Below are 14,048 nucleotides of genomic sequence, written 5' to 3' on the forward strand. Positions count from 1 at the left end.
TTTAACTATCTGTTTGTGTACGAAAAAACCCCTTCTAGAAAAAGCCTAGAATAAGGAGTAGTGAAAAGGTTGGCTATTACAAGTATTAACGTAAAAATTTTCATCTAATAGCGTTAAGGCAAAAGACCAATTAAGTAATTCTTTAATTCTTCTGTGGAATACACTGTTTTTGTTGCTATATTAAAACCATTTGCTGGCTTTTGCTTCGTTAAATTCAGCCAAACCGCGCTCCAGCCTGCTTGATAAGCACCAACCATATCGATAGGATAGCTATCGCCTATATACCAAGCATCCTGTTTAGAGAATTGAAATCTTTCCTCCGCTCGATTAAAAATTTTCCGATCTGGCTTTGCAGTACTTTCCTCTTCAGAAACAATAACCTCCTTATCAGTGAAATATGCGTCCAAACCGAGGTTTCTAACTTTTTTCCATTGATGAAAAGAAGGTCCATTGGTAATAATTAATAATTGGATACCCCTTTGTTGCAAATATCGCAATATTTCTTCTATATGCGGTCTTAATGATATTTCTTCCTGATTGTTTTTATACATCGTTTGAAACGATAAAGCTTCTTGCTTATCCATGCCAATATTAAATTCACGTAATGTCTCGCGAATACGAAATACATGGGATTGTTCTAACGAGCATTGCTTTCTCGTAACCTGTTCAAATCCAATATCACTATATTTTTGATAAACAGGATAGAGTTGATTAAATTTGAAGTGCTTTGTAGCTGTAAATTCCTGAAACGTCTTCTGTAATGGCAAGGTTCTGTCGTATAAGGTATCATCTAAATCAAAGGCAATGGTAGTCATTTTTCTGTTCCCCCAACTCTCATATAAATACTTGTGAAAAGCGTATCAAATTATTAAGGTTTGTCAAATTTGTCATGGAGAAATACGGTCATTTTTATCGTTTTTATAGTGGCTTTATTTAAAACTCAAGCCGACGTCGGGCGGCAAGCCCGTATTTAGTCGGCCTTTCTCTTAGCTATAACAGATAATGACTTATCGTTGGGCAATGGAGTGAAGTTGCCTAGTTGCTGGGCACATGCGCCAGATGTGGCTATTCCGTTAAGTCCGTATCCCCAAAGCAACAATTTTTATACTTTCTTATCTTTCAAAAAAACCTTACTCCGTGATTATGCTGTGGTCTGTCTACGTTTTAACTTTTGCATACATAGGTTGTAGAAAGGATACAGATTGCCAGATTAATTGCTTTAGTACTTTGATCTCAATATCTGCGAGCTTCTTAACATAAACACAAGCTTTGCCACATTTATGTTGCCTAACTTTTCTAGCAGGGCGGCTCGTTCTTCATCTCCCGTGGAAAAATATAAGCGGAGACGAGGTTTTCTTGGAGAAAATCCAGTCAGCTTGCATCCTCTTTATGCGCAGTGTAGATATTTATAATGATACGAACTAGTCCTTCAGATTTTTGCTGGATACCCAGTTGTTTCGGTAAAAATATCCAATAGTTATACGCATCCTCTTTCTTCCACGGATTTTCCACTTCCTCAATACGTTCGATTACATCGCCATCTATCTCTTTGGTTTATCCCTCGTACATCTCATTCCTCCTATTTTCCCCACCTAGTCGGCTATACATTATCAATAATCCTTCTACTTAGAATCACCGGCTTCCTGGATTTTTATTATACATAAGTCCATCTGCTTTGCTTCATGAAAGGATTCTTATACAATTATTAGAGTATATATCTTATGTATGCGGAACATTTTGCCAGGAGGGGAGAAACAATGTTTTTAGCTTGGAATGAGATAAAAAATAATAAATTACGCTTCACTCTAATTGTTAGTGTATTAATGCTCGTTTCCTATCTCGTTTTCTTATTATCTGGTTTAGCAAATGGATTGGAAAACATGAACAAAGCAGCAGTTGATAAATGGAAAGCCCAAGGGGTCATTTTAACAGAGGAATCAGATATCAACCTCCCTCAATCCAGTTTATCGCTCGATGACTATGATGGTAAAGGAGCAGATGAATTTGCAAGTTTAGCGCAGATTAGCTCGATTGCAACCTCAGGGAACAATAAATCAAATGTAACGATCTTCGGTATTGACGCTGGTGAATTTATTATGCCCAACATTACGGAAGGCGAAGCGTTTCAAAACGCTAATGAAGTCGTCGCAAATGATTCCCTAAAAGAGGATGGCTTTAAAATTGGTGATGAACTTCGATTATCTTCAACGGAAAAAACATTGACCATTGTTGGCTTTACGGATAACGCAAAATTTATCGCAGCTCCTGTGCTTTATACCGATTTACAAACATTACAGAACGTTCGTTACGGGGAAGCTGCAGAAGTATACAAAGATCAAATAAATGCATTTGTCATTCGTACTGATGACTTGTCCAATGTAGATGTAAAAAAAGAACTGCAAGTCGTGGATACTACCACATTTATTGAAAATCTCCCCGGCTACTCTGAACAAAGTTTAACGTTAACATTTATGATTTATTTCTTGTTTGTCATCTCAGCCGTGGTATTGGCTATTTTCTTATATGTGCTTACCATTCAAAAAATAAGTATCTTTGGCGTTATGAAGGCGCAAGGAATATCCAGTAATTACTTAGCAAGATCGGTAATTGCACAAACCTTTTTATTAGCATTTGCTGGGGTTATCCTCGGATTTCTATTAACGTTGGTTACAGGAGCCTTTTTACCAGATGTCGTTCCAATCATTTTTCAGTATTTAGATTTACTTACCTATGGCGTTGTACTTGTCTTCGTGTCTATATTAGGAGCACTATTCTCCATTCAAACGATTGTTAAAATTGATCCACTAAAAGCGATTGGAGGTTAAAGAATGTCAGTTCTTGAAATGAAACAGGTTCATAAAGTTTTTGGTTCCGGGCATACAAAAGTAGAAGCTCTGAAGCCAACGAATTTTTCCGCTAATAAAGGAGAGTTAATTGCTGTCATTGGACCGTCTGGATCAGGTAAAAGCACCTTTTTAACCATTGCTGGGGGATTACAACCCCCTACGAATGGTTATGTGTTCATCAATGGTAGAGATATTACCGAATTAAACGAGAAGCAACGGTCGGTAATCCGCTTAAAAGAAATCGGCTTTGTCTTACAAGCATCCAATTTAGTTCCATTTTTAAATGTAAATCAGCAAATGCAACTATTAGATAAGGTAAAAAAAGACAATTTACCTGCTGAAAAACTGGAGGAACTATATCAAACGTTAGGTATTCGTAAACTATTAAACAGTTTTCCAGCTGATTTATCAGGAGGAGAAAAACAACGTGTAGCAATTGCCAAAGCGCTATATACAAACCCAAGTATTATTCTTGCCGATGAACCAACCGCTTCACTCGATTCTGATCGGGCATTTGAAGTTATGGAAATGCTGCAAGAAATAACTACAAACAGTAACAAAACTACCATTGTCGTCACCCATGATACGCGGCTGATTAACTATTGCAATAAAGTGTATAACATCACCGATGGAAGACTCTCTTTGCAAACAGAAACAGCACAATGAAATTAGCATCACTGAAAGCTTAAATTAGCCAGCTTCCAATGACTATCGGTCGGAAGCTGGCTGATAACAATTAGGATTGGGATCTCGCCAATATTTTAATGGAATACGCAAACTGTTAGCTATACAAGACAGTAAAATGATATTTTAAACCTGATGAAAAAATATTTTCTTCTTCCTGCTAGAGCTCTAATTCCTGTGGGGAATCCTCCCCTTTTTTATTCATTAATCGAACATGCAATGGTTGTATTTCCAAAACGGTTAAATTGGGATCATCCGGTCCTTTAAAATACACCTTTGCGTGGTCACTCCATAGTTGTTTTTTTAGCTCAGGAGAATCGTTTACTTTTACCTTGCCTTCGTATTCCACAAAAGCGTCCCCAAATCCTTCTCCTTCATAGCCGAGAATAATATGTGTATACGGATTTTGTTCAATATCGGTCACTTTATCGGTTTGCTTACTAGTTAGTGTATATAATATTAAACCATCATGGTAAAACGTCATATACCGAGAATGTGGCATAGTTCCTTTCACTGTCGCCATTGGTCCAACAAGGTCATCCTCCAAAATCTGCTCAATTTGTGTTCGTAAATGTTCTTGACTCACGTTGAACACTCCTTCCTCAAATATGCTTTATCATTATTATTCCTTTCTCTACGCATCTTAAACACTTAAACACCTCAACTTACTGCGCATCGCCTTTTAAGTGCCGCTCAATATAGTCATAGCTCGCTTCATTACCCGTAATAACTGCAAGCTCTTGTAAATGTCGTAGTAATAATTTCCGATCCAAATCAAAAATAAACTCCGTATAAATATGGTCGATGGTATTAGTCGCAAAATTCCATATAACAGTATGATTTTTCTTATCTACTGCTCCTGCCAGTCTTGTTAATGCTTCAATGATGCTGGTTATGATCGGATAATTCTTCTGTGCATAATGTCTAATTAATCCTAGTCCTTGATAGAGATGAAATTCGAAATCATCTACACCTAGTATTAAGCGAACCTGGTTTTCCTCATCCACAAGAAATGGAGAGAAGGTAGCTTTGTTCTCTAGAGTTAATAACAAATCAGCCACTTGGTAGATGGTGTTGGCAGCTGTTTTGGGATCATCATTTCCAATCGCTTTAATGGCAATTTCCGCCAGTTTATTTAGCCCGAATTTCAGGTCTTGAATTTCGGTCTCCTTATGCCCCATACGAATCAAATGCAAATAGTCTTTTTCATTAACTTTGGGAGCACCAGGGCCCCAATACGTAAATAATGGATTGCCCTGTAACGCATAACTGCCTGGACGCACTTCCATTTCAACAATAATGTCATCTTCTTTTGCTTTTTGCAGCAAATCCTTAAATAAAATAAGCTGTACATATCCAGATATAGGTGATGTAACCATTTGTTTTTTTGCTGTCCATTCTCTATATAACTCTCCTGGTTTTTCCGTTCTCAACCGTTGCAAATCTTTGGTAAAATCTCCTTCGAGCATCTCCTCCGTTACACGCTTCATTGTATCGGTAATATTATGCACTTGCATCCACGTAGTAGCATGATTAATAAAATAAATAAACGTCACTGCAGCAAAAAAAGCAATTCCAACCGTAGCCAATGGAACAGCTACATAATATTTAACTGGATTACTGCTGATTGCTAAAAACATAATGAGTACGTAAACAAAGCTGCCGTTAAAAATCCCTAGTATATGTTGTGTCTGCTTATCTTTTACAAAGTTTTGCAGCATTCTTGGTGAAAACTGTCCACTGAATGTCGTTAGCACAACGAGTAAGGAGTTTAACGTAAATGCACTAAGTGTTAATACGCCGCCAATTAATGCACTAATTAATGATCTAGTCGTTTCAAATGTGGCTTGAAAGCCGTCATATGTATATTGTGCTATCCCTACCCCCACATCCAGATAAACCGTAATCGCCACAAGAAAAAATGTACAAATAATATACAACAGTGGCGTTCGCCATAATGTGAGGCGGAGCTCATATTTTCTTTCTGTTTTGGACATTTTTAAATACTTACTTATTGATGGCGGCAACCATTTTACTAGCATACAAATACACCCCTATCTTAGGAAAACTTGGTTTATCGCGAATGCTTTTTTAAAGGAAAACAAAATATTTTATCATACATCCTTTTTTACTATATTTGTGTTACTACCCCGTTTTTTTTCAAATTACACTTTTGCTATGTAATTTATATAAGGTAACAAGTAAAAGCGCAGGAAAAAGAGGTACGCATCCGACTGAAACTAACAGACAAATCGTACCTCTCTCTATAATCTATGATGTAGCCTTAGTTGTTACTAATCAATTTGTGTTATTTATCCTGCGTAATAAGGTGCTGTAAGACTTACACTTCAAAGATTGGAGAATCCATATCGCAACAAGTCTAAATGTGAGATACCAGCACCTAAATGCCCTATTTCGCAAGCGTTCTTAGGTCATACCATGACGGTACTAACCATCAGTGTGCGATGAATAAGCCCCCACTAATGGTTCACTTATTGTAGTATCGATTTAAATAATTTTGCTGTTTTAACAGGATTTTCTGCTTTTGTTATAGCACTACCAACAATGATAATGTCTGGTTGATATTTTTTAATCTCTGGTACCATGGTTAAATTAATCCCTCCTGCTACAGCAACCTTAAACTCCAAACCCTTCACTAGGGAAAACAATTCCGTGCTAAAAGAGGTTTCATTTTGCTCATCTTTTCCAACATGTAAACCAACTAAATTTACGCCTAAATCCTGTAATTCATTCATTCGTTTATCTGAATCTATACCTAATAAATCCACTAGAACTTGTTTGTTTTCCTTCTTAGCGGCTTCCAACATATCTATAATCGTTTGGTTTGACGAAAAACCCATTGCTGTCGTTATATCTGCACCAGCAGCAAATGCCTGCTTTGCCTCATGCTTTCCTGCGTCGCAAGTCTTCATATCTATAAGTAATATATGATGCGGATATAAATCTCGAATCTTTCGAACCAAAGACATGCCATACTCTTTAATAATTCCTGTTCCTATTTCAATAATATCTACCATTTGATGCGTATGAGCAAGAACTTGAAGACACTCTTCCTTTGTTAACCTATCTAAAGCTAATTGTAATTTTATTGTCTTCCCCCTCCTCGTCTATCGTTCGATCCGTTCTACTTCCCCAAGTTTTTGCTGCACTTCCTCGTAGTATGGCAAGCCTTCATTATCCCCAACAACACTAATAACCATGGAACCGATGGTATTTGCCACATGCAGAATTTTGGTTAATTCCCAGTTCTGGGACAATCCATAGAGTACGCCAGCATTAAAACCATCACCTGCACCGACTGTATCAACGACTTTTATAGCGTTCACCGGTTTTGCTTCCACTATTTTCCCTTGGTAATACCCAACAGATCCTCGATCACCTTGTTTTACCGCTACAAAAGAAATACCTAAATCCTTTGCTTTATGGATAATCGCTCTTGGCTCTTTTTCACCAATAATGATATTCATTTCCTCATCACCAGCTAATAGTATATCTACCTTTGGCAAGATTTTCTCCAAAACAGAGCGTGCCTTTTCCTTTGTCCACATCCGCAAGCGAATATTAGGGTCAAACGAAATCTTGACATCATGCTTTTTTGCCAGTTCTATGGCTCTTTCCATTACGGCAATATGGTGGTCACCAATAGCTGGGTACACCCCTGTCAGATGTAGTATTTTTGCTCGTTTAAAATAGTTTTCATCCAAATCGGAGGCAGATAGATTGGTCATTGGTGATTTATCGCGATAATAAAATGTACGTGTGCTGCCATCCTCCATCCTCTCTTTAAAGTTCAAGGAGGTTGGATATCCGTCAACGAGATGAAGCTGTGACGTCTCAATACCCTCACCACGAATAAAATGTCGTATATAACGTCCAAATTCATCATTACCTAATCTGCTGATATATCCTGCCTTCATTCCTAAACGCGAGCAGCCGATAGCCAAATTAAGCTCTGCTCCACCTACTCTTTTTTCAAATGTGTTCACAAACTGAAGGGGACCTGTAGAACCCGGATTAAACACAATCATTGCTTCACCTATTGTTATAATATCTAGCATTATCTGCTCCTCCGTATCTAGTTGCATTTACCTAGTGTGTGCTAATCATCTTTTCAACCACTTCATTTCTAGCCGATATAATCATATCCGTCATATTGACAAATAACCCTGTCTCAATAACCCCAACCAATTGTTTTAGCTGCTGATGCAATCGCTCAGGTTCATTTATTGTTTCAAAAGCACAATCTAAAATATAATTCCCGTTATCAGAAATGAAAGGGTGCTTGTCCGTTGTTCGTAATACCGGTGTACAGCCAAACGTCTCTAAATATGCTGCGGTTTTTTGCCAACCAAATGGAATCACTTCAACAGGGAGAGGAAAATCCCCTAATTGTGCAACTCTTTTTGAAGCATCGACAATGATTATCAGCTTATCCGCTGCTTGTGCGACAATTTTTTCGCGAACTAGAGAACCGCCACCTCCTTTAATTAATTGAAAATTAGTATCCACTTCATCTGCACCATCAATGGCAATGTCAATTTTTGTTGTCTCGGAAAAATCAGTTAGTGGAATTCCATTCTCTTTAGCTATCTTTGCTGTCTGTTTAGAAGTCGGAACACCTTGAATTTCTAACCCGCTGTGTACATGATGTTTCAATTCTTCTAAGAAATAATTCATAGTAGACCCTGTACCAAGTCCTACTGTCGTTCCATCACGAATGTAATTCACTGCTGCCTGCGCAGCTTTTTGCTTACTTTTGTCTATACTTTTCATTGTAAGAAGCCTCCATTTAATTAAATAAATTTGGGATGAAAAGTGTTATATTCGGTAGAAATGCAATTAATAATAAAATAGCCATAATAATGAACAAGTATGGCAAAACTGCTACAAAAGACCGTTCAATTGACAACTCGCCAATTTTTGCAGACAGTAACAATACTAATCCATATGGAGGGGTTGCTAAACCAATAGCAAGTGTAACTATAACTATAAGGCCTAAATGTACTGGATCTATTCCAAATTCAAGTGCTGTTGGTAGCATAATTGGGACAAATAAGATCATTGCTGGAATTGCATCCATAAATGTTCCCACAAATAAAAAGAAAGCAATGATAATTAAAATAAACAGCCATTTTGCACTAACATTATTGGTAAAAAAGTCTTGAGCTATCGTCCCTAATTGATAATAACTCATTAATTCTCCCAATGCACTTGCAGCCGCCAAAGCAAATAATGATAAAGAACTTAGCGCTAAGGTATCGAATAAGATTTTAGGCAAATCTTTTAATTTTAACGTTTTATAAAAAAAAATACTAATTAGAAATGTGTATAAAGAAGCAATTGCAGCGGCTTCTGTAGCAGTAAAAAAGCCAAGGATAATTCCACCAATGATAATAAACGGAGTTAATAAGGCTGGAACAGATTCGAGAACCAATTTTCCTAGTTCAGACCATTTTGGACGTGCTACTTTCGGAAAGTTCCGTTTCATAGCAATCATGTACACCAATACCATCATACCTAAGCCTATCAGTATGCCTGGAATTATTCCTCCTAGAAATAAAGCACCAATGGAAGCATTTGTTAAGCCTGCAAAAATTATCATTGGTATACTCGGGGGAATTATAACTCCTACAGTTGAAGACGCTGCCGTTACTCCAACGGCAGTCTCTTTATCATAGCCCTGTTTTTTCATACTAGGAATAAGAATTTTTCCAACCCCTGCAGCGTCTGCTTGTGATGCTCCCGACACACCAGCAAACATCATGGACACTAGAATATTAGCATGGGCTAAGCCACCACGAATTGGACCAACAATAGCTAGTGCAAGATGGATTAATTTCTCTGAAATTTTTCCCGAATTCATTAAATTTGCAGCTAATATGAACAAAGGAACCGCTAGTAATACAAATGAATCTAAGCCATTTACCATTTTCATCGGCACGGTTGCTTCTGGCGTATATGGCATGCCAGTAATCCCTAACAACGCTACAATTCCAATGACAAAAGCAATGGGAACACCGATCGCCATCAAAGTAATGAATAAAACTAATAGTAATATGCCCACTATTGTAGCACCTCCTTAGCCTTCCAGCTATGAATGTGATTTATAAGGTGTGCTATAGAATAGACCACCATGGAACCTGACATAATTGGAACAGCTAACCATACATATCCCATTTTCATTTCAGGTATGGTTGCCCAAGTGTAATTCCAAAACTCGATGACTACTTGCATCCCTAAAAGAAAAATAACGCTATTAAATATAATTAACAAAAAATCATTTACAAAACATAGAATCAACCTAGATTTACCCTTTAATTTCCTTAATAATAGATCAAAACTAAAATGTTCACGACGATTAACCATTACTGAAGCTCCCATAAATATTGCCCAAATAAATGAATAATTTGCTACCTCCTCTGTCCATATAACCGAAATTCCCATATATCTAGTAACAATTTGTAACATAATTACTAAAAAGAATATGGTTAAACATGCAAACCCAAGAATTATTTGTGTCTTTTCCAGCAATCGTATGCATTTTTTCAAGTGGTCTCCCCCTATCATTTGTTTTCTAAATCTCTTATGTCTTGCAACATTTTTTGTGCCCCTATTTCTTCTGCAAAGGCATCCTGTATCGGTCTTGCTAAATTAATCAAAGGCTCTCGATTAATTTCATTCACCAATGCCCCTTCACTCATTGCCTTTTTCTTATATTCTATATCTTGCCTGTTTGTTTCCTCTCGCTCTGCTATAACTGAAGCTTTAGCTGCCTTCATAATAATGTTCTGCTGTTCTTCTGAGTACATAGCAAATTTTTCCCCATTTATTAAAAGAAAACGAGTTGTATAATCATGCGCTGTTTCTGTAATAAATTTTCCGTTTTCTGTTGTGTGATGTGATTGTTGAACAAAAAATGGGTAAGCGTTCTCAGAAGAGTCTACAACGCCTTGTTGCAATCCTTGGTAAAGTTCCCCCCATGAAATAGAGGATGGAATAGCACCTGTAGCCTCCCAAAAATCTCCAATCACACCTGATGTTTGAGTTCGTAAAGACATACCTTGTAAATCATCGATGGCTTCCAATGGTTTTTTTCCATAAAAATGCCTCACTCCTGCTGTCCAATAGCCTAATAGTTTAAAAGAATTGTTTGATTTGTCATTTATAATGTGAGCCATCTCTTTTCCTACGTCACCATCAACTACCTGAAGCCAATGCTCATAGCTTCTAAATAAGTACGGAACAGAAAACAAGTCTACTTCCCGAATTCCTGTTTGCGTCATAAAACCTGGAGATACAAGCACTACATCTGCAGCACCAAGCTGTAATTTTTCAACGAGCTCTGCTTCTTCCGTTCCAATTGTTCCAGCATGTACTTCCACTTCCATACTTCCCTTAGATTCTTCTTCAATAACTTCTTTAAATCTCAACATTCCAGTTTGATAAGGAGTATCTGGGGATGTTTGGTTATGGGCAGCAATAATTTTTAATTTACTGCTTTTAACAGATCCAACATCTTTTGTACATGCCACCAAAAAAGAAACCGCTATCAATATAAACATCAAGGTTATTAATCGATAAACCTTCACAATTAAACCCCCCCTCTAGAGCAACGAATTTATTCCGCTGCTCTTTTTATATATTTACTCGCTTCCTCTTGTAATCGCTGATAATCTTCTTCCGTCTTTAAAGCAGCAGCGTTAACCAAATTACTGCCGATTCCGACTGCCTTTGCCCCATGCTGTATATAATCATTCATATTGTCTAATGTAATTCCTCCCGTAACCATTGCTTCAACATGCGGTAACGGTCCTAATATATTTTTGATATAACTAGGTCCGACCGTTGCAGCTGGAAAAATTTTCACCATGCTTGCTCCATGTTCATAAGCAGTTACAATTTCAGTTGGTGTGAACACACCTGGAACATGTAGCATCCCGTAGCGATTGGTGAGCTTGAGCGTGTCTGTATTTAATGAAGGCGAAACGATAAAATCAGCTCCCGCCAGCATGACTGTTCTAGCGGTTTCCGGATCAAGTACCGTACCTGCACCAATACAGCTCTTCTCTTTCATAGCTTCCTTTGCGGTAGAAATAACGTGCGTAACATTTGGTGTTTCGGCAGTAATTTCAACCGCTTTTACACCACCTGCAGATAGCGCCTTTAATATTGGTACAATATTTTTTTCATCCGCTTTTCGGATAACAGCCACTACTTTAGTTTCTTTAATAACATCTATCGGTTTCATTGTTTTGACACTCCATTCTTCATTCTAAATTTGCATGTTTTGTTTTTAAAACCTCGTTTGAGTTATGCATCTGCTCTTGCTCAAGAATATGGGCAATGACAGCATCCAATACTAAATGAGCTGATTGATCAAATTGACTTCCCAATGGTTGAATGGTTGCTGGCTCTTTTGACAATCGTTTTTTAGTGGCAGCGCGTACCTCTACGATACAATCACTATACTGAGCAATTATCGATTGCTTATTAGTCGTTACTAAGGCAATGGACGCGCCAATTGCAGCTGCTTTTTCTGCAAAATAAGCTAATGTCCCCGTATTTCCAGAACCTGATATGATTAGTAATAAGTCATTAGCTTCCATACTAGGTGTGATCGTTTCTCCCACAACATAGACAGAATAACCACTATGCATCATACGGATTGCAAAGGCTTTCCCAATTAAGCCTGATCGACCAGTTCCTGCCACAAAAATGGAATTTGCTCGTTTTAATCGTTTGGCTAGTTCGACTGTCTCCTCTGGGTCGATTGCTTGTATTACCTTGGTTACCTCCAAGGCTATCGCATCTAGTGTCTCTCTCATGGTAATGTTTCATTCTCCCTTCCGTTTACAAGATTCTCTAATAATTAATTGGGGGGAGAAACGATATACTCCCCTGTTTCCTTGGCCTGCTTCATTATTAAATTGGTTGAACAGCAATTGTGCAGCTTTTTTCCCCATTTCAAATGCCGGTTGAGCAATCGTTGTTAGCGCCGGTGTGTAAAGCGACGCAAACGTCACATCATCGATACCTATAACAGCTACACTGTCTGGTATCCGAATGTGTTTATCTTTTACATACTGTAATAGTTGAATCATGACGCGATCGTTTAAAGCAAGTATAGCTTCCGGAGGATCAGATAAAGCAAGCAGCTTTTCCATCTCTTCTTCCATCTCTTCTAGCTTTGCGCTTATGACATATGAAGAATTTAGACAAATATCATGCATTTCAAGACTTGCTTTATACCCTTCTATTCGCTCAACGCGGGGGGTTATTGGGTCATACAGAGGCGGTGCAAGCATAGCAATTTTCCGGTATCCATTAGCTACTAATTGATCCACAGCTAATTGAGCAGCTTTATGATTATTTAGTAAAACGGTATCTGTCTCAATTCCCGGAACGAGTCGATCCATAAATACAAACGGATAATGCTCTATAACTAAATCCTGATATAATGCGGTGTTTTTACTGGTGGGAAACACAATAATCCCATCAACTTGCTTCGCGCGAAGCATATCAATATACCGCTTTTCCTTATCCGGGTCATCGTCGGCGTTACAAACAATCACATGATAATCTTCCTCATGACAGTAATCTTCAATTGCCCGAATAACCCTTGTTGAGAAATCATGCAAGATATTTGCAACGATCACGCCAATCGTCCTCGTTGTCCTCTGCTTTAAGCTCCTGGCAATAATATTAGGCTGGTACTCCAATTCATTAATGGCAGCTTCCACTCGTTCTTTCGTTTTTTCACTCATATAATCAAAACGTTTATTCAAAAATTGCGATACAGTGCTTTTAGAAACTCCAGCGCGTACTGCTACATCTGTAATAGTTATTTTTTTCATAAAGTTCCTCTTCCTCTAATCTAAACCGGTTTAGTAAATCGGTTTAGATGAATTATATATTAGTTTGCAGACGTTTTCAAGTATCACTGTTGCTGTTTACAAATAAAGACATAAAGTTTCCAATTGGCTCATAGATATAACTAACAATCATTGACAGGGAGTTATTCACATGGAAAATACAATTGGAATTACGGAAGACGAGATCAACCGCTATTACGTGTTGCAACAGGAAAAAAAGGAGATAGAGCAGGAAATGAAACAATTAAAGAAAAAATTCCATCATGCCTTAGATGCAACCGTCGGAGAAAATCAAAAAGGTGAGATAACACGAGGGGATTTCTGTGCGCAACGACAAATTCGTACCTCTACACACTATGAACAGGATAGTACTATACGTCAATTGGAAAACATGCAACTGGCCGAATTTATCATTATTGAAAAACGACCAGATACCGAAAAACTCGAAGCTGCAATTACATTAGGTTTGGTAGACGGAGAAGCATTTGAAAATTGTAAGCATACAAAAACAACCCAAGCCATCGTGGTTAGAAAAGTTCGTTAGCATATCTGTTATAAAGTGAACATCTCATCAGTGGGGTTTTCATTCATCCCCCACTGATGGTTAGTTCCATAATGATACGCC

Annotated in this window: 15 protein-coding genes; 3 read left to right on the top strand and 12 right to left on the bottom strand. The window is 37.8% G+C overall.

All coding sequences use genetic code 11. The features are described from left to right. Positions 1-113: 113 nt before the first annotated feature. A complete protein-coding gene (locus D1839_RS11390; protein WP_120380026.1) occupies positions 114-815 on the bottom strand; it encodes an HAD family hydrolase in 702 nt (233 codons plus the stop codon). 942 nt (positions 816-1,757) lie between these two features. Here D1839_RS11390 and D1839_RS11395 point away from each other — a divergent pair. Together D1839_RS11395 and D1839_RS11400 are read left to right on the top strand one after the other, a co-directional pair. Then, the gene (locus D1839_RS11395; RefSeq protein ID WP_120380027.1) at positions 1,758-2,825 is read left to right on the top strand and encodes an ABC transporter permease; all 1,068 of its coding nucleotides are present in this window, start codon (positions 1,758-1,760) and stop codon (positions 2,823-2,825) included. Positions 2,826-2,828: 3 nt separating this feature from the next. Beyond that, positions 2,829-3,512 carry an ABC transporter ATP-binding protein gene (locus tag D1839_RS11400; protein WP_120380028.1) on the top strand — a complete coding sequence of 228 codons (684 nt, stop codon included), beginning with the start codon at positions 2,829-2,831 and terminating at the stop codon, positions 3,510-3,512. 178 nt (positions 3,513-3,690) lie between these two features. Here D1839_RS11400 and D1839_RS11405 read toward each other — a convergent pair whose 3' ends face one another. The 11 genes from D1839_RS11405 to D1839_RS11455 all read right to left on the bottom strand — a co-directional run bounded on the left by D1839_RS11405 (position 3,691) and on the right by D1839_RS11455 (position 13,405). Then, entirely contained in the window at positions 3,691-4,116 is a 426-nt protein-coding gene (locus D1839_RS11405) for a pyridoxamine 5'-phosphate oxidase family protein (protein WP_120380029.1), read from the bottom strand. Between the two features lie 79 nt (positions 4,117-4,195). Next, positions 4,196-5,572, bottom strand: a complete 1,377-nt coding sequence (locus D1839_RS11410; protein WP_120380030.1) for a DUF2254 domain-containing protein — start codon at positions 5,570-5,572, stop codon at positions 4,196-4,198. Positions 5,573-6,022: 450 nt separating this feature from the next. Then, positions 6,023-6,640, bottom strand: a complete 618-nt coding sequence (gene hxlA / locus D1839_RS11415) for a 3-hexulose-6-phosphate synthase (RefSeq protein ID WP_120380031.1) — start codon at positions 6,638-6,640, stop codon at positions 6,023-6,025. 18 nt (positions 6,641-6,658) lie between these two features. Next, a complete protein-coding gene (locus D1839_RS11420; RefSeq protein WP_120380032.1) occupies positions 6,659-7,609 on the bottom strand; it encodes a sugar kinase in 951 nt (316 codons plus the stop codon). A 31-nt stretch (positions 7,610-7,640) separates the two neighbouring features. Then, complete coding sequence (rpiA, locus tag D1839_RS11425; protein ID WP_120380033.1) at positions 7,641-8,324, bottom strand: ribose-5-phosphate isomerase RpiA; 684 nt, start codon at positions 8,322-8,324, stop codon at positions 7,641-7,643. Between the two features lie 16 nt (positions 8,325-8,340). Continuing rightward, positions 8,341-9,615, bottom strand: coding sequence for a TRAP transporter large permease (locus D1839_RS11430; protein WP_120380034.1), 1,275 nt, complete (start codon positions 9,613-9,615; stop codon positions 8,341-8,343). Beyond that, positions 9,615-10,100, bottom strand: a complete 486-nt coding sequence (locus D1839_RS11435; RefSeq protein ID WP_199690091.1) for a TRAP transporter small permease — start codon at positions 10,098-10,100, stop codon at positions 9,615-9,617. Before D1839_RS11435 ends, D1839_RS11430 begins: the two co-directional genes overlap by 1 nt. A 14-nt stretch (positions 10,101-10,114) precedes the next feature. Further along, positions 10,115-11,140, bottom strand: a complete 1,026-nt coding sequence (locus D1839_RS11440; protein ID WP_199690092.1) for a TRAP transporter substrate-binding protein — start codon at positions 11,138-11,140, stop codon at positions 10,115-10,117. 29 nt (positions 11,141-11,169) lie between these two features. Then, positions 11,170-11,799 carry a bifunctional 4-hydroxy-2-oxoglutarate aldolase/2-dehydro-3-deoxy-phosphogluconate aldolase gene (locus tag D1839_RS11445; protein ID WP_120380036.1) on the bottom strand — a complete coding sequence of 210 codons (630 nt, stop codon included), beginning with the start codon at positions 11,797-11,799 and terminating at the stop codon, positions 11,170-11,172. A gap of 19 nt (positions 11,800-11,818) precedes the next feature. Next, positions 11,819-12,376 (bottom strand): 6-phospho-3-hexuloisomerase, encoded by a 558-nt coding sequence (gene hxlB / locus D1839_RS11450; RefSeq protein ID WP_120380037.1) that lies wholly within the window; start codon positions 12,374-12,376, stop codon positions 11,819-11,821. Between the two features lie 9 nt (positions 12,377-12,385). Then, the gene (locus tag D1839_RS11455; RefSeq protein WP_120380038.1) at positions 12,386-13,405 is read right to left on the bottom strand and encodes a LacI family DNA-binding transcriptional regulator; all 1,020 of its coding nucleotides are present in this window, start codon (positions 13,403-13,405) and stop codon (positions 12,386-12,388) included. A gap of 169 nt (positions 13,406-13,574) precedes the next feature. On the opposite strand from D1839_RS11455, the gene D1839_RS11460 reads away from it, so the two are divergent. Next, positions 13,575-13,967 (top strand): hypothetical protein, encoded by a 393-nt coding sequence (locus D1839_RS11460; protein ID WP_120380039.1) that lies wholly within the window; start codon positions 13,575-13,577, stop codon positions 13,965-13,967. Positions 13,968-14,048: the final 81 nt, after the last annotated feature.

This window comes from Roseburia sp. 1XD42-34 (genome assembly GCF_009917385.1).
Taxonomy (GTDB): domain Bacteria; phylum Bacillota; class Bacilli; order Bacillales; family Amphibacillaceae; genus Virgibacillus.